This is a genomic window from Gymnodinialimonas ulvae (genome assembly GCF_037543845.1).
Lineage (GTDB): Bacteria > Pseudomonadota > Alphaproteobacteria > Rhodobacterales > Rhodobacteraceae > Gymnodinialimonas > Gymnodinialimonas ulvae.
Window position 1 is genome coordinate 1,055,390 of record NZ_JBBIFX010000001.1, and the last position, 15,770, is coordinate 1,071,159.

At 65.7% G+C, this 15,770-nt stretch carries 13 protein-coding genes; 7 read left to right on the forward strand and 6 right to left on the reverse strand.

Annotated elements, in window-relative coordinates; all coding sequences use genetic code 11:
- Positions 1-65: 65 nt before the first annotated feature.
- The 5 genes from V8J83_RS04970 to V8J83_RS04990 form a co-directional block, all read right to left on the reverse strand.
- Positions 66-1,238, reverse strand: coding sequence for an RsmB/NOP family class I SAM-dependent RNA methyltransferase (locus V8J83_RS04970; RefSeq protein ID WP_339984071.1), 1,173 nt, complete (start codon positions 1,236-1,238; stop codon positions 66-68).
- A gap of 36 nt (positions 1,239-1,274) precedes the next feature.
- The gene (gene guaB / locus V8J83_RS04975) at positions 1,275-2,729 is read right to left on the reverse strand and encodes an IMP dehydrogenase (RefSeq protein ID WP_339984073.1); all 1,455 of its coding nucleotides are present in this window, start codon (positions 2,727-2,729) and stop codon (positions 1,275-1,277) included.
- 257 nt (positions 2,730-2,986) lie between these two features.
- Entirely contained in the window at positions 2,987-3,688 is a 702-nt protein-coding gene (locus tag V8J83_RS04980) for an RlmE family RNA methyltransferase (protein WP_339984075.1), read from the reverse strand.
- Between the two features lie 16 nt (positions 3,689-3,704).
- A complete protein-coding gene (locus tag V8J83_RS04985) occupies positions 3,705-4,349 on the reverse strand; it encodes an MSMEG_1061 family FMN-dependent PPOX-type flavoprotein (protein ID WP_339984077.1) in 645 nt (214 codons plus the stop codon).
- Positions 4,350-4,351: 2 nt separating this feature from the next.
- On the reverse strand, positions 4,352-5,527 hold the full coding sequence (locus tag V8J83_RS04990; RefSeq protein WP_339984079.1) for a Ppx/GppA phosphatase family protein: 1,176 nt from the start codon (positions 5,525-5,527) through the stop codon (positions 4,352-4,354).
- A 286-nt stretch (positions 5,528-5,813) separates the two neighbouring features.
- On the opposite strand from V8J83_RS04990, the gene V8J83_RS04995 reads away from it, so the two are divergent.
- The 7 genes from V8J83_RS04995 (at position 5,814) to V8J83_RS05025 (ending at position 14,044) form a co-directional block, all read left to right on the forward strand.
- Positions 5,814-6,125 carry a virulence factor gene (locus V8J83_RS04995; protein WP_339984082.1) on the forward strand — a complete coding sequence of 104 codons (312 nt, stop codon included), beginning with the start codon at positions 5,814-5,816 and terminating at the stop codon, positions 6,123-6,125.
- 37 nt (positions 6,126-6,162) lie between these two features.
- Positions 6,163-7,104: a methylenetetrahydrofolate reductase gene (locus V8J83_RS05000; RefSeq protein ID WP_339984084.1), complete on the forward strand. Its 942-nt coding sequence runs from the start codon at positions 6,163-6,165 to the stop codon at positions 7,102-7,104.
- Between the two features lie 12 nt (positions 7,105-7,116).
- Positions 7,117-8,187 (forward strand): methyltetrahydrofolate cobalamin methyltransferase, encoded by a 1,071-nt coding sequence (locus V8J83_RS05005; RefSeq protein ID WP_339984086.1) that lies wholly within the window; start codon positions 7,117-7,119, stop codon positions 8,185-8,187.
- Positions 8,188-8,292: 105 nt separating this feature from the next.
- Entirely contained in the window at positions 8,293-9,462 is a 1,170-nt protein-coding gene (locus V8J83_RS05010; protein WP_339984088.1) for a CaiB/BaiF CoA transferase family protein, read from the forward strand.
- Between the two features lie 90 nt (positions 9,463-9,552).
- Positions 9,553-11,595: an ASKHA domain-containing protein gene (locus V8J83_RS05015; protein ID WP_339984090.1), complete on the forward strand. Its 2,043-nt coding sequence runs from the start codon at positions 9,553-9,555 to the stop codon at positions 11,593-11,595.
- A gap of 37 nt (positions 11,596-11,632) precedes the next feature.
- Entirely contained in the window at positions 11,633-12,661 is a 1,029-nt protein-coding gene (locus V8J83_RS05020) for an AraC family transcriptional regulator (RefSeq protein WP_339984092.1), read from the forward strand.
- 177 nt (positions 12,662-12,838) lie between these two features.
- Positions 12,839-14,044, forward strand: coding sequence for an acyl-CoA dehydrogenase family protein (locus V8J83_RS05025; RefSeq protein ID WP_339984094.1), 1,206 nt, complete (start codon positions 12,839-12,841; stop codon positions 14,042-14,044).
- A 5-nt stretch (positions 14,045-14,049) separates the two neighbouring features.
- Here the strand turns inward: V8J83_RS05025 and V8J83_RS05030 are convergent, their stop codons facing one another.
- Complete coding sequence (locus V8J83_RS05030; protein ID WP_339984096.1) at positions 14,050-15,732, reverse strand: hypothetical protein; 1,683 nt, start codon at positions 15,730-15,732, stop codon at positions 14,050-14,052.
- Between the last annotated feature and the right edge of the window lie 38 nt (positions 15,733-15,770).

A 15,770-nucleotide genomic window follows, 5' to 3' on the forward strand; every position in this document is an offset into this window, starting at 1 on the left:
CGGACCCGCGTTGTCCCCAAGAGGTGTCTCAAAAAGGTTAACAATGGTTTAAGAATGCCTGATCGTCAGGCCTGTGGCGAGTCTTCTTGCCGCCGGAGGATCGCGGAGAAGAACCCGTCCGAGGCGGTGATCGGCGTATCGAGGCGGCGCGCGCTGCACTGCCAGCCCGGGCGCCGGGTCAAAAACGCCTCGATCTGAGCGTCGTTTTCGGCCCGAAACAGCGAACAGGTCATGTAAACAAGCTGCCCACCGGGGGCCACGAGATCGGCGGCCTGGTCCAGGATTTCCGCCTGCACCCGCAAGAGATCGGCGAGCGCGTCGCGGGTCAGGCGCCATTTCGCCTCCGGGTCGCGCCGCCAGGTCCCGCTGCCGGAACAGGGCACATCCGTCAGCACCAGATCGAACGGGCCGGACGTCGCCAGAGCCTCCGGGGCGAGCGTGTCGATCCGCACCCCGGCGCGGGCGGCACGGGCGGGCAAATCCGCCATCCGTCGCGGCAGCGCATCATGGGCAAGGATCCGGGCGTCGCTTCGGTCGGCAAGCGCCAGCGCCTTGCCGCCGCCCCCCGCACAGAAATCCAACACCGTGCCCGTCTGCGACAGATCGAGCCGCGCAACCGCCCAATGCGGCGAGAGGTCCTGGATCTCGACCAAACCGTCTTGATACGCGCGCCCGTTGCGCAGCCGCCGTTCCCCGTCATCGACCCGAAGGGCGGTCGGCAGGTCGGGATGGGGCGTGGCGGTGACACCATCGGCGGCCAGTGCCTCCGCCGCCTCCCGGGGCGTGGTTTTGCGGCGATTGACGCGCAGCCACAGCGGCGCGCGGTCCTGCAGATGATCCAGCGTTCCATCGGAAACGAGCGTGGGCTCCAGTTCCGCCAACATCCATTGGGGGACGTCGGGATGCGGGAGCGACGGCTGCGCGCCCGTGGTCCGCTCGTCCGCCGTCAACGGCGGCGGGGCGTGGCCCTCTCCGGTGAAAACCGCGTCCGTGTCGCGTGCTGCGCTGCGCAGCCAGCCAAGGATCAGCGCCCGGCCCGTTTCGCCGCCGCCGAGCGCCGCGCAGGAGGTTTTGCGCCGCAGCACGCCGTAGACGATGTCGCGCACCGCCGCGCGGTCTTTCGATCCGGCATACCGCGCGCCTCGCGCCCACCGCGTCAGCGCCTGCTCGACCGGAGCCCCGTCAAGCCAAGCATCCACGATCCCGATGGCAGCGGCATATCGCGCAGCGTCGCGCATCCTAATGCATCACATGAAGAACGTCACGCAACCTTTTCATCCTGCGCGGTAATTCGGGCTTTCACGCGTGATCTGCACATCGTGTACATGGCTTTCCTTCAAGCCAGACCCGGTGATCCGCACGAATTGGCAATTCTGCCGCATCTCATCGACCGTGCCGCAGCCGGTGTAGCCCATCGCCGCGCGCAGACCACCGATCAACTGGTGCACCACGGTCCCGGCGGAGCCTTTGTAGGGCACCTGCCCTTCGATGCCCTCGGGCACCAGCTTGTCGGAGGCGGCGTCCTTTTGGAAATAACGATCAGCCGAGCCACGCGCCATCGCACCGAGCGAGCCCATGCCGCGATAGGATTTGTAGCTGCGGCCCTGGAACAGGATCACTTCGCCGGGGCTTTCGTCGGTGCCTGCGATCATCGAGCCAACCATGGCGCAATGCGCCCCCGCCGCGATGGCCTTGGCGAAATCGCCGGAGAATTTGATTCCGCCATCGGCGATGACCGGGGTGCCGGTTTTCAGGGCCTCTTCCGCGCAATCGGAGATCGCGGTGAGCTGCGGCACGCCAACGCCTGCCACAATCCGCGTGGTACAGATCGACCCCGGCCCGATGCCGACCTTGATCGCATCCGCGCCCGCGTCGATCAGGGCGCGGGTCGCCTCGGCGGTGGCGACGTTGCCAGCGACGACTTGCACCTCGTTCGACAGACCCTTCACCCGCGAGACCGCGTGGGCGACACCCTCAGAATGGCCGTGGGCGGTGTCGATCACGATCAGGTCGCAGCCCGCATCAATCAGCGCCTCGGAGCGCTCGAACCCGGCGTCGCCAACCGTGGTGGCCGCCGCCACGCGCAGACGGCCCAGAGGATCCTTGCAGGCCTGCGGGTTCAGGACCGCCTGTTCGGTGTCTTTCAGGGTCAGAAGGCCGGTCAGTTTGCCCTCTGCATTCGTCACCAGCAGCTTTTCGATGCGCCGCGCCTTCATCAGGCTGATCGCTTCGTCGCGGTCGGCCGGTTCGCGCAGGATGGCGAGGTCGTCGGAGGTCATCATCACGCGCACCGGCGTGTCGTCGTGATTGGCAAAGCGCATGTCGCGGTTGGTGACGATGCCGAGCACACGGCGGGCCGCGTCGATGACCGGAAAGCCGGAGAACCCATAGCGCTCCATCAAGTCCTTCGCATCGGCGAGCGTCTGATCGGGGGTCAGGGTGACGGGGTTGTAGACGATGCCGCTCTCGAACCGTTTGACGCGGCGCACCTCGCGCGCCTGCGCCTCGGTATCGAGGTTGCGGTGGATCACGCCCATGCCGCCGGCCTGAGCCATGGCGATGGCCATGCGCGCCTCGGTCACGGTGTCCATGGCCGAGCTGAGCAACGGGATGTTGAGCGCGATGGTTTTCGTCACCTGGGTGCGGGTGTCGGCATCCGATGGCAGGACCGAGCTTTTGCCCGGCACAAGGAGAACATCGTCAAATGTGAGGGCCTCGCGAATCTCCATCAGGGCGTCTCCTTGGAGGGTGTCGGTTGGCACGTCCCTATCCCATGGGGTGCGGCGCGGGGCAAGGACGAAATGTGGTGTGCCCTGCGGGGCGGAGGGATTGCGCCGCCTTCGGCGTCGCCGGTGGCAAGGTTCCGAGGGAACCTTGCCAAGGGGGCGCTGCCCCCCGTCCTACGGACTCCCCCCGAGGTATTTTTGACCAATGGAAGACAGGGCGCGGCTGCAAGGACGCCCAAAAGGGCCAAGCCGGCGCGCGTTCAGCCCTTGAAGCCGGTGGCCACGACGAATTTCTCGGAACTGTCGGAGCGCGACGCGCCCGGTTTGACGTTGGAGACCTTCTTGAACCGTTGTTTGAGGGTCTGTTGCAGCGTGCCTTCCGCGCCGCCCGCCAGCACCTTGGCCACGAAGGTGCCGCCCGGCTCCAGCACGTCGAAGGCCAACTCAGCCGCCGCTTCGCACAGCGCGATGATGCGCATGTGGTCCGTCTGTTTGTGGCCCGACGCGGAGGCGGCCATGTCGGACATCACCACATCGGCGGGGCCGCCGAGCCATGCCTTGACCTTGTCATCGGCGCCGTCTTCCATGAAGTCGAGCTGGTGCAATTCGCAGCCTGCGATCGGCTCCATCTCTTGCAGGTCGAGTCCGATGATGCGGCCCACGGCCTTGCCGGATTTCTCGCCCAGGGCATTCACGCGGCGCGCGGCCACCTGGCACCAGCCGCCGGGCGCACAGCCCAGGTCAACGACCCGCGCACCGGGCACAAGAAAGCGGTATTTGTCGTCGAGTTCCAGGATCTTGTAGGCCGCCCGCCCGCGGTAGCCGTCGCGTTTGGCGCGCGCCACATAGGGGTCGTTGAGTTGCCGTTCGAGCCAGCGGGTCGAGCTGAGCTTGCGGCCGCGCGCGGTCTTGACTTTGACCTTCAGGTCCCGCTGCCCGCGTCCGCTTGTGTTCTTTACCATAACAGGCTCCCGGGGCTTATTCGTCGTAAAGCCGGTTCTCGTCATTGTGTTTCAGGCGCTTCTCCACGGCCTCAAGCGGTACGTCAAGCGCCTGCAACCGGCCCTGATCGTGGATCGCCTCGGCATAGCTCGGCAGCGCATCGACCGGTCCCGCCGCCTCGCGCCGCCACAGCCCTGATCTAAGCACCGCCTTGCCGCAATGGAAGAACGCCTCTTCCACATGGGCTACAATCGCGAAGTCCGGCACGCGGCCCTTGATCGCCATCGCCTCACGCAGGCCCGCGTCGCGCACCACCTGCGCGGATCCGTTCACGCGCAGGACCTCGTTGCGCTTGGGCACGAAAAACACCAGCCCGATGCGCCCGGTCTCAAGGATATTGCGGAACCCCATGAACAGGTGATTTCCGGGCCGGTCGGGAATGGCCAGCGTTTGCGCATCTACCACCGTCACGAAGCCTGGCGGATCGCCCTTGGGCGAGGCATCGAGGCGGCCAGCCGCATCGACGGTCGACATCACCAGAAATGGGGAATGGGCGATCCAGACGCGACAATGGTGGTCGATGTGGTCGATCACCTTGTGCTGCTGCGCGATATGTACACCGTCGATCACGGCGCGGACTTCGGCCTCGGACGTGACGGGGTCGGTCGGTGTGTAGGCCACGCTTAATACGGGCCGTCTTCCAGCACGCCATCGCGGCTCATCTGCGCATAAAGCAACCCCTCGCGCAGGCCGCGGTCGGCGACGCTCAACCGATCCGTGGGCCAGGCGCGCAGCAGCGCCTGCAGGATCGCGGCTCCCGACATGATCAGGGTCTGCCGGTCGCGCCCGATGCGCGGGTCGCGGCGGCGGCCTTCGGGGCCAAGGGCGAGGTAGCCATTGATCACCGTGTCAATCTGATCGGAGGTCATGCGCAGCCCGTCGACCTTGTTGCGGTCGTAGCGGCGCAGGCCCAGATGCGAGGCCGCAACCGTCGTCACCGTGCCGGAGGTGCCGATGATCTGGAAGCCTTCGCGGGCCTGTTCGGCGGCATCGTCATAGGGCGAGAATTCGGCCAGTTGCTCCTCGAAATACCAACTCATCAAGGCAAAACGCGCGCCGTCATCGGCGACATCGTCATAAAGGTCCTTCAACGTGGCGACGCCAAGCGGGATGGAGATCCAGTCGACCACCTTGGCGCGCGGAAACACGTCGTCGGCATTGTCGAACCCGTGGTGCAGCCGCATGATCGCCTTGGGGCGTTCGAGTTTCGGCACACGGGAGAGGTCGATCCAGACCAGCTCGGTGGAGCCGCCGCCGATATCGACCACCAGAAGCTGCTCGGTGCGGGTCGAGACCAGCGGCGCACAGGATACAACGGCCAGCCGCGCCTCTTCCTCGGGCTCGATGATGTCGAGTTGCAGGCTGGTCTCGCGCCGCACCAGATTGATGAACTCGGACGCATTGGTGGCCCGTCGGCAGGCCTCCGTCGCGACCAGTCGCGCGCGTTCCACCCGATGTTTGCTCAGCTTTTTCTGGCAGATCTTGAGTGCGCCCACGGCGCGGGCCATGGACGCACGGCCCAACCGACCCGACGCCTCCAACCCCTGCCCCAGCTGCACGGATTTCGAAAACGAATCCACCACGTGCAACTGGCTGCCCTTGGGCTGCGCAATCAACATGCGGCAGGAATTCGTGCCCAGATCGAGCGCGGCATAAAGATCATCGGGGTCGGGACCCGACTTCCGGGCCGACGCGGGGCGCCGCTCAACAGAGGGTATGGCACCCGGCTCGGACTTCGGCGTCACGGGCGCCACGGGTCTGGGGAACGGTCCATCCCCGCCAGAGCGCTCACGCGACATGGGGCACCGCCATTTCGATTGCAAAGTTATAAACAGCGTAGCGTGTTCACGGATTTGAAACAATGGGCGATCCATGGTGGCTTCATGTTCTTCTTGAAAATTTCGGGCGGACCGGCCCCTCGCCCCTGCCGCGCTGACGCTTTACGATGGGCTGCACTGGCAATGGCGTCGTTTTGCGGGCCGCGCATGTCGAAAACAGGACCGGCGCGCGCGCGACGCGCGCCTATGGTGCGCAAAACCACCTGCGCGCCGAGTCGGATGTGCCGCAACGGGAAGGAACCGGAACATGGCTGCGATCACCCACGTCTTCTGGCGCGATATCCCCGCGCAAGTCATTGTCGGCAAGGGCCGGACGGGCGCGAAGATGCCGCTGCCCGAGCGGTTCGAGCAGGCGATTGACCGCGCCGCGATGAAGGTGGGCGCGAAGGATGACGATGCCTATCTTGCGGGCTTTCACCGCGTTGTGGTGGGCGAGGCGCAGGGTGATCTGAAGGACGCCGCCGCCGCCGAGGCCGCAGCCCTTGATGCCGCGTATGACAATGCCCGCCTGAAGTCCCTGATCGAGGCCGAGGGATACGCCCCCTCGACCGCGCCCTGATCGCCCTGTCCCACAAATGAGCCTCCGGGAGACACTCATGTCGCTTCTCAACTTCCGCAAGGCCGCGCCTGCGCCCGACACGACCGCCCCAACGCCCGAGATGGAGGCGCTTTTGCAGGGCTATTCCATCGAGGTGATGCCGCGCACCGCGCAGAAGGTCGATGATTTCCGCGCGCTTCTGCCCCAAGGCACCCGCGTCTACATCGCCCATATCGAGGGCACACCGATCGACGACATGGTCGCCACCGCCGCGCGCCTGCGCGCCGAGGGCTTTGATCCGATGCCGCATTTCCCCGCACGCATCATCCGCGACGTCGCCACGCTTGAGGACTGGATCGCGCGCTACCGCGGCGAGGCCGACATCACCCAGGCGCTTTTGCTGGCCGGTGGCGTGGACAAGCCCCATGGTGATTTCCATTCCTCCATGCAGCTCATGGAAACCGGGCTTTTCGACAAGGCCGGTGTGACCCGCCTCCATGTCGCGGGCCATCCCGAAGGCAACCGCGATATCGATCCCGATGGCGGCGATGCGATGGTGTCCGAGGCGTTGCGCTGGAAACAGGATTTCGCCAACCGCAGCGATGCGCAGATGGCGCTGGCCACGCAGTTCCTGTTCGAGGCCGAGACCGCGATCACATGGGCCGACCGCCTGAAGGCCGAGGGCATCACCTTGCCGATCCACCTTGGCATTGCGGGCCCCGCGAAGCTGCAGACGCTGATCAAATTCGCCATCGCCTGCGGGGTGGGTAAATCGCTTTCGGTGCTGCAGAAACGCGCCAAGGACGTCACCAAGCTCCTGCTGCCGTTCGAGCCGGGCGAGATCATGGGTGATCTGGCCGCCCACAAGGCCGCCAATCCCGATAGCCTGATCGAGGCGATCCACTTCTTCCCGCTTGGCGGCATCAAGACCAATGCCAAATGGGCCATCGCCAATGGCGGGGCCTCGACGGTGCCTGCCAATCCCGACGCTGACATCTAGGACATCCCGCACATGACGCGCACGATCATCGAGTCGAAGACCAAGACCACCGTAATCGGCTTTGACGAGCCGTTTTGCGTCATTGGCGAACGGATCAACCCCACCGGCCGCAAGATCCTCAACGAGGAATTGGAGCGCGGCGATTTCTCCCGCGTGCAGGCCGACGCCATCGCGCAGGTGGAAGCGGGGGCCACCGTGCTCGACATCAACTCGGGCGCGGTCTTTTCCAACAAGATGGCCGAAGATCCCCGTTACGCGGACAACAATTTCGTTGAACCCACCCTGATGCAGCAGCTGGTGGAAACCGTGCAATCCGTCACCGATTGCCCGCTGTGCATCGACAGCTCGGTGCCCGGCGCTCTGGAAAATGGGCTGGCCGCCGCCGAAGGTCGCCCGCTTCTGAATTCCGTCACCGGCGAGGAAGACCGCCTTGAACTGGTCCTGCCGCTGGTCGCGAAATACAACGTGCCGGTGGTGGCGATTTCCAACGACGACACCGGCATTTCCGAAGATCCCGATGTGCGCTTCGCGGTCGCCAAGAAGATCGTCGAACGCGCCGCCGATTTCGGCATTCCAGCCCATGACATCGTGGTCGATCCGCTTGTCATGCCCATCGGTGCCATGGCGACGGCGGGCCATCAGGTGTTCACGCTGGTCCGCCGCCTGCGCGAGGAATTGGGGGTGAACACCACCTGCGGGGCGTCCAACATCTCCTTCGGGCTGCCAAACCGGCACGGGATCAACAACGCCTTCCTGCCGATGGCGTTTTCGGCCGGCATGACCAGCGCGATCATGAACCCCGTCGCGCTGCCGATCGGCCCCAAGAAAATCGCCGAAAAGAAGGCGTTGGTCGAGGCCGCTGGCGTGATCCTGCCCGAGGGCATGGATGACGAGGCCTTCGTGAAACTCTTCGGCATGGGCTCCACCAAACCCCGCGCGGGCAAGGAGATGGAGGCCATTCGCGCCGCAAATTTCCTGCTCAACCACGATGACGGCGGCGGGGCCTGGATCGCGTTCAACAAAGACCCCGATGCCGCCCCTCGGCGCGGCCGGGACGGCGGGCGTCGCCGGCGCGCATCATAGGACGTGCGATCGCGCGTCCATCGAGACGCGAATTGATGCAGATCAGGGCAGGCCAGCGCGGCCTGCCCTTTTGTGTTGCGCAACCCTCACCAGCGGACCCGCAGCATGACCCGATCCGATGCCCCCCTGTCCGACATCCTTGTCATCGACCGCACCCATGTGCTTGCCGGTCCGTATTGTACGCAAACCCTCTGCGCACTTGGCGCACGGATCATCAAGGTCGAACGCCCCGGCACGGGCGACGATACCCGCGCCTTTCCTCCCTTCGTCAACGGTGAAAGCGCCTATTTTCGCGGCCTCAACCACGGCAAGCAATCCATCGCCCTCAATCTGAAATCAGACGACGATCGCGCCATCTTCGACCGGCTTCTGGCACGCGCCGATGTGATCCTCGAAAACGACCGCCCCGGCGTGATGGAGCGTCTGGGCTATGGTTGGGGCACGCTTCACGCCAGATACCCACGCCTGATCTACGGCGCTGTCTCCGGCTTCGGACAGACCGGGCCGGAAGCGCTCAAACCCGCCTATGATATGGTCGTGCAGGCGCGGGGCGGCGTGATGTCGATGACCGGCGAAGCGGGCCGCGACCCGGTGCGCGTGGGGGCCTCCATCGGCGATATCGTGGCCGGTATGGCCTTGGGTCAGGGCCTGCTCGCCGCGCTTTATGATCGGACGAAAACCGGCCTGGGCCAGTTGGTTGACGTTGCCATGCTCGATTGCCAGCTCGCCATCCTTGAACATGCCGTCGCCATGGTGTCCGCCGGTCAGGCCCCGCCCGGCCCATCCGGTGCCCGGCACCCGTCGATCACACCGTTCGAGACGTTCCACGCCGCAGACGGGCTTTTCGTGATCGCCGCGGGCAACGATATGCTTTTCGCCAGGCTGGCCGAGACGTTGGGGCACAGGGACTGGGCCGACGACCCCCGCTTTTCCACCAACCCTGCACGCTGCGACAATGCCCGCCTGCTCAAGCGCATGATCGAGTTGGAGACCCTGCACCACCCAATCGCCCACTGGATCGCAACTCTCGAGGCGGCAGGCGTCCCCACCGGCCCGATCCAGAACGTGGCCGAGGCGATGCACGATCCCCAGATCCGCGCCCGCAACATGGTAATCGACGTCCTTGGCCAAGTCGATGAACCGCCCCTGAAGGCCGCTGGCAACCCGATCAAGATGTCCCGCCTGCCCGATCCTGTGACGCGCCCGCCTGCCCCGGCTCTCGACGGCGATCGCAGCGCCATCCTCGCGTGGCTTGAGGAAACCGGGGGAATGTGACGCGCCTCATGTAAATCTTGACGCATTTGCGACTGTTTTGTCCCCTGCACCGGGATACACACGCCCAAGCCAAGACAACCGGGCAACCCCATGAGCGATCACAACCCCCTCGTCATTTTCACCCCTTCCGGCAAGCGCGGCCATTTTGCCGTTGGCACCCCGATCCTGACCGCTGCGCGGCAATTGGGCGTTGATCTCGACAGCGTTTGCGGCGGGCGGGGCATCTGCTCGAAATGCCAGATCGCGCCAAGCTATGGCGATTTCCCCAAACATGGCGTCACGGTCTCCGACACTGCCCTGTCAGAATGGAACGAGGTCGAGGCGCGGTACGACCGCGTGCGTGGCCTGAAGGCCGGCCGCCGCTTGGGCTGTCAGGCCACGGTTCAGGGCGATATCGTCGTCGACGTGCCGCCCGAATCCCAGGTCCACAAACAGGTGGTGCGCAAGGCCGCGTCCTCCAAGCCGATCACCATGGATCCCGCCACGCGGCTGATGATGATCGATGTGGTGGAGCCTGATATGCACGAGCCCTCGGGTGATCTTGAACGGGTCGCCGACGCGCTCAAGACCCAATGGGGCATCGCGCCCGTCACAGCCCCCCTGACCGTGCTCAAGGCGCTGCAACCGGCCCTGCGCAAGGGCAAATGGCAGGTCTCCGTCGCCGTGCACCACCCCGCGAACAGCGACACCGCGCAGATCCTCGGCGTCTGGCCCGGCCTGCACGAGGGCGGGCTTTATGGCCTCGCCGTCGATCTCGGTTCGACCACAATCGCGGCGCATCTGTGCGACCTGACCGATGGCAGCGTGCTGGCGTCGTCGGGCCTGATGAACCCGCAGATCCGCTTTGGCGAAGACCTGATGAGCCGGGTCAGCTACGTGATGATGAACCCCGGCGGCGATGCCGAAATGACCGGCGCGGTGCAGAAGGCGCTGAACACGCTGGCCGGTGACATCGCGGCCGAGGCGGGCGTTGACCCTGCGCTCATTTTCGAGGCCGTGATCGTGTGCAACCCGGTGATGCACCACCTTCTGCTCGGCATTGACCCGGTGGAATTGGGTCAGGCCCCCTTCGCGCTTGCCACCTCCGGCAGCCTCACGATGGACGCCCGCGACATTGGCCTGTCGGACGTGGCGCCCACCGCGCGGACCTACCTTCTGCCGTGTATCGCGGGCCATGTGGGGGCGGATGCCGCCGCCGTGGCGCTGGCCGAAGAACCCAATACATCCCGTGACTTGGCGCTCATTGTTGATGTGGGAACCAATGCCGAAATCCTGCTTGGCGATGCCAGTGGCGTGCTTGCCTGTTCCTCGCCCACGGGCCCCGCGTTCGAGGGGGCGCAGATTTCGTCCGGGCAACGCGCCGCCCCCGGTGCGATCGAGCGGATCGAGATTGACCCAACGACCAAAGAGCCCCGGTTTCGCATCATCGGGTGTGAGCTTTGGTCCGATGACCCCGCCTTCCCCTCCGAGACCCGGATCACCGGGATTTGCGGCTCGGGCATCATCGAAGCGGTCGCCGAGATGCGCATGGCCGGCCTGCTTGATGCCTCGGGCCTGATCGGCTCGGCCGAGGCCACCGGCACGCCGCGATCCGAGCCCACGGGCCGCACCCACGCCTATCTGATCCATGACGCCACCGAACAGGGCGGGCCGCGCATCACCGTCACGCAGGGCGATATCCGCGCCATTCAGCTGGCGAAATCCGCGCTTTACGCGGGCGCGCGCCTGTTGATGGACCAGCGCGGCGTGGACCGCGTGGACCGCGTCGTTCTGGCCGGGGCGTTCGGGGCCCATATCTCGCCCAAACACGCCATGGTTCTGGGCATGATCCCCGATGTGCCGCTCGACAAGGTCCAGTCCGCGGGCAATGCGGCGGGTCACGGGGCGCGGATCGCGCTCTGCAACCGGGCCGCCCGCACCCGCATCGAAGAGATCGTGCACCAGATCCACAAGGTCGAGACCGCCATCGAGCCGAAATTTCAGGAGCATTTCGTCAACGCCAACGCCATCCCGCACGCCACCGACCCATTCCCGGAACTGGCCAAGATCGCGCCGCTGCCCAATGTCGCCTTCGGGGCCAGCGGCACGGCCCCGGGCGAGGGCGGCGGGCGGCGCAGGCGGCGGCGCGGCTGAACCTGCCCCGCAGATGTCGCTTGAGAGGCCGCGCGCCATGACCCCCGATACTCAGCCGCAGCTTTCGACCGTTTCCAACGCCTTCATCGCGGATTGGCTCGACGCGTTGCGCCCGCTGTGCACCGACGCGCAGTTCCGCACGCTGCTTCACCGCGCGGACCTGCACCCCGGCCCCGCCACGCCGCAGGGCCGCGTCACGCTCGATCAGATCGTAAGCCTTTACCAACACGCCGCGGTGGAGACCGGCGACGAGATGATGGGTCTTTGGTCGCGCCCGATCCGGCCGCGCGCCTTGCAACATCTGCTGACCTCGGTGCGCGAGGCGACGTCGCTGTCCTCCGCGCTCTACCGGTTTTCGACCTTCTGGAACCTGCTGCTCGATGATCACCAATTCGCGCTTGTCGAAACCGACACCACCCTGACCCTGCGCCTGTCGCCGCTGACCGAGCACCCCGCGCAGCGCTTCGGCCATATGCTGATCCTGAAGCTGGCCCACGGCCTGATGTCGTGGCTCGCCCGGCGCGAGGTGCCGGTCCACGAGATCCGCTTCGCCTTCGCGCGCCCCCCTTTCGACGAGGATGACGCCGTCATCTTCCCCGCGCCGGTGCGCTTTGATCAACCGGCCACCGCGCTCGCCTTCAGCCTTTCCGATCTGGGGCCGGTGCAGGTGCGGTCGACCGCCGATCTGGACCTGTTCCTGGAAAACGCCCCGCGCGACTGGATCTTCACCCGCTCTTCGCAGCACACCCAATCGTTGCGCGTGCGCACCTACCTCAGCCAGACGCCATGGGACGATGCCAACCTGACCGGCGCGGCGCAGGCGCTGCACATGACGCCGCGCACGCTGATCCGCAAATTGCACGCCGACGGCACCTCGTTTCAGGCGATCAAGGACGCGCTGCGCCGCGACATCGCGATCCGCCTTTTGCAAACCGACGCCTATAGCGTCGAAGCCATCGCCCGAGATGTCGGGTTCTCTTCTGCAGCCAACTTCCACAAGGCGTTCCAACGCTGGACCGGCAACACCCCCAGCAGCTATCGTCGGACGCCCGCGACATCTGCCTGATTTTGTCACTTTTCGACAAGTTGCTGTCACCTCCCGAGATAGAGGCATTGCCTAATAACTCCTAAGTAGGGCTTACAAACAGGCACTTCATCCGCCTGTCCCGCACCCGCCGCAATGCACGCGCGCCGCCCCCGAAACGGCACAATGCGACAGCGCCCAACGCACGGAACCAAACCCATGTCGGAAAAACTCGATCGCCTCCTCGCCGCCGCCAGGACCCATGCCACGGACGTCATCGCCCCCAATGTCGATGACTGGAACGCCGCCAAGGCCTGGCCCCGCGCGGCGTCCGATCTGGCCGGGGCCGCCGGTCTGGCCGGGCTTTACGCCCCCGAAGAGCTTGGCGGTCAGGGGCTACCACTGTCCGAGGGCATCCAGATCTACGAACAGCTTGGGCTTGGCGACGGGGCCTACGCCTTTGCGCTGTCCATGCACAACATCTGCACCTTCGCGGGCTGCGGGTACGGCACCGACGCGTTCAAGGCCGTGTGGGCGCGGGATCTGACCTCGGGCCGCAAGCTGGCCAATTTCGCACTCACGGAACCGCAATCCGGCTCCGACCCGATGAAGATGTACACCCGCGCAACGATCAACGACGACGGCACCTGGACGATCAGCGGCGCGAAGGCGTGGGTCAGCCTCGCAACCGAGGCCGACATCTATTTCACCGTCGTGAAAACCAGCGACGCGCCCGGCCACAAGGACATGGCCATGATCGCCATTCCCGCCGACGCGCCGGGGATCAGTTTTGGCCCACTTTACGAGACGCCGTCCTACAATTTCCTGCCCATGTCCGAGATGTATCTCGACCGCGTGGTGGTCAGCGAAGACAACATCATCCTGCCCATCGGCCAGGGCCTGCAAGGCTCGCTCATGGCCATTGACATCGCGCGCGTGTCCATCGCGTCGGGGTGTTGCGGGTTGATGCAATCGGCGCTCGACACGGCGCTGTCCTATGCCAAGAACCGCAAGATGTTCGCGGGCAAGACCCTCGATCTGGATGGCATCCAATGGATGTTGGGCGAGGTGGCCACCGATCTCGAAGCCTCCAAATTGCTCTACCGCCGCGCCGCCGAGGCGCTCGGCACGCCCGAGGGCCCGTTGATGGCCGCGCATGCCAAACGCTTCGTGCCCGACGCAGCCGTGAAGGCCGCCAACACCTGTACGCAGGTCTTGGGGGGCATGGGTCTGTTGCAGCCCTACGGCCTGGATCGCCTGTCGCGGTTGGCGCAGATGCTGCGGATTGTCGACGGCACCACCGAGATCAGCCGCGTGGTCATCGGGCGCGCGTTGCAAAAGCGCGCCGCCGGCCTGCCCGATCTGCCGGTGCCCAAGGGCTTCGGCGAGGCCCCCGACACCTCCGCCACGCTCGCGGCAGAATAAAAACCTCACCCGCCGACAAATTTGCGCATCGCCCTGTCGGCGGGGTCTTTTCGGCGGTTCGTCATCCACGCGGCGTCCAGCCAGCGCTGCAATTCCGCGGGGTCGTTGCGAGACAGGCTCAACAGGGTCGCTTGGTAAAACATCGGCCCGCAGACGGAATAGCAATCGCTTGCGGTCCCGGCGCCGCTCCGGATCAACTTGCGCTCCCGCATCGCGTGCGCCAGCGCCGGAATATCGTCGGGCGTGTCCGTGCAAAAGAACATCAGACTTGACCCATAAGCCCGCGAAAACCGCTCCCACCCCGCGTAGAACCAGTTCACGCTTGGCACAAAACCGCTGTAGAGGTGCAGCGCATAGCGCTCCATCGCCATGGCAATCGCCCTGCGCCAACGCGGATGCGCCGCGCCGTAATCGGCCAGTTGCGCCGCCGTTTTCCCCCGCGCTCGTCCCTTCAACGCAAGCGCCACCATCTTCGGCAGATCGGGCAGATCGAAATGCCGCGCGGCCCGCCCGGCCACGGCGCCGTCGTCATAGCAGGCCGCCAGCGCAAAGAAGCAATCCGCATCCGGCAACGCCTGCGCCGCATCCGCAACGGCGTCGGACTGCCCGGCGCGGACCAGTTTCCAAAACAGCGTGCCCGCCACGCCATGGCCTTCGCTTGCATGGTAATGCGGCACGCTGCGGTCATAGGTGCGGCCTTCGCCTTCGAGGTAATAGTCGATCGGTTTGCGGTTCGGGCGGGTGATGAGCGCCGCCGCGCGGTCAGGGTCGAACGCGGCGCCGTCCGCCATCTGCTGATAATAGATCGCAATCTCCGGCGCGCGCACCCAATCCCGCATATGGCGCAGGGCTGGAAACATCGCCTCAAGCGGCACCGCGTTGGCCTCGAACGCGGCGCGCGCGGTGTGCAGCGGGCTTGCATCAAACGCCGCACGCGACGCCATGCGCATTTCGTTCACCTCTCCCTCAAAGGCGAACCGGTAGCGCACGATCTCGGTGCCGGGGGCAAGCTTTTCGCCGCTCAACCCGCATTTCTTCCTCGCCTTGCCGCCAAGCACGGCGTCCTCCGCCATCCGCAGCGGTCCCTGCTCGCTCATGGCCACCGCCTGTGACCAGTGCGTCAGGTACCGCGTCAGGATCGCCTGATACGGCTCTGTGCGCTCAATCCGGTCCAACCATTGATCGCGCCCACACCGCGCAAACGGCGCACCCTCGCGCTCTGTGCGGATGTTGAACCGCCAGAATTGACTGTCGCCCTGCTGACCCAAATTCTCCATCATCGCCAGGGCCGCGTCATCCTCGCCGCACATTGCCAACACACAGGCCGCCATGGATTGCACGCGATGGGCCGTTTCCAACATCTCGCCGCGCGCCACATGGTCGGCCGGGCAACGCGCCTCCACCAAGGCACGCGCCTCTTGGAGCGCGCCGCAAAACAGCGCGTTGATCAAGAACAGCTCTTCGAATCGCGCCACGACCTCCAACGCCGGATCACCAAGGCCGCGCGCCATAACCTTGCGCGCGCGTGCGAACACCGCCCGGCGGTCCTCAGGGCGGACGTAGGTGCGCCCTGCCAGCCACGGCGGCACCGCCGCGCCATCCGCAGGCGGCGGCGGCGACGCACCATAGATCCATGACCGCTCGTCCGCGACGATATCCGCCATATCCTGATAAGATGCGTCCTGCATCGCGTGCCCACTTCTTGACCCCGACCGCTGCATTACCT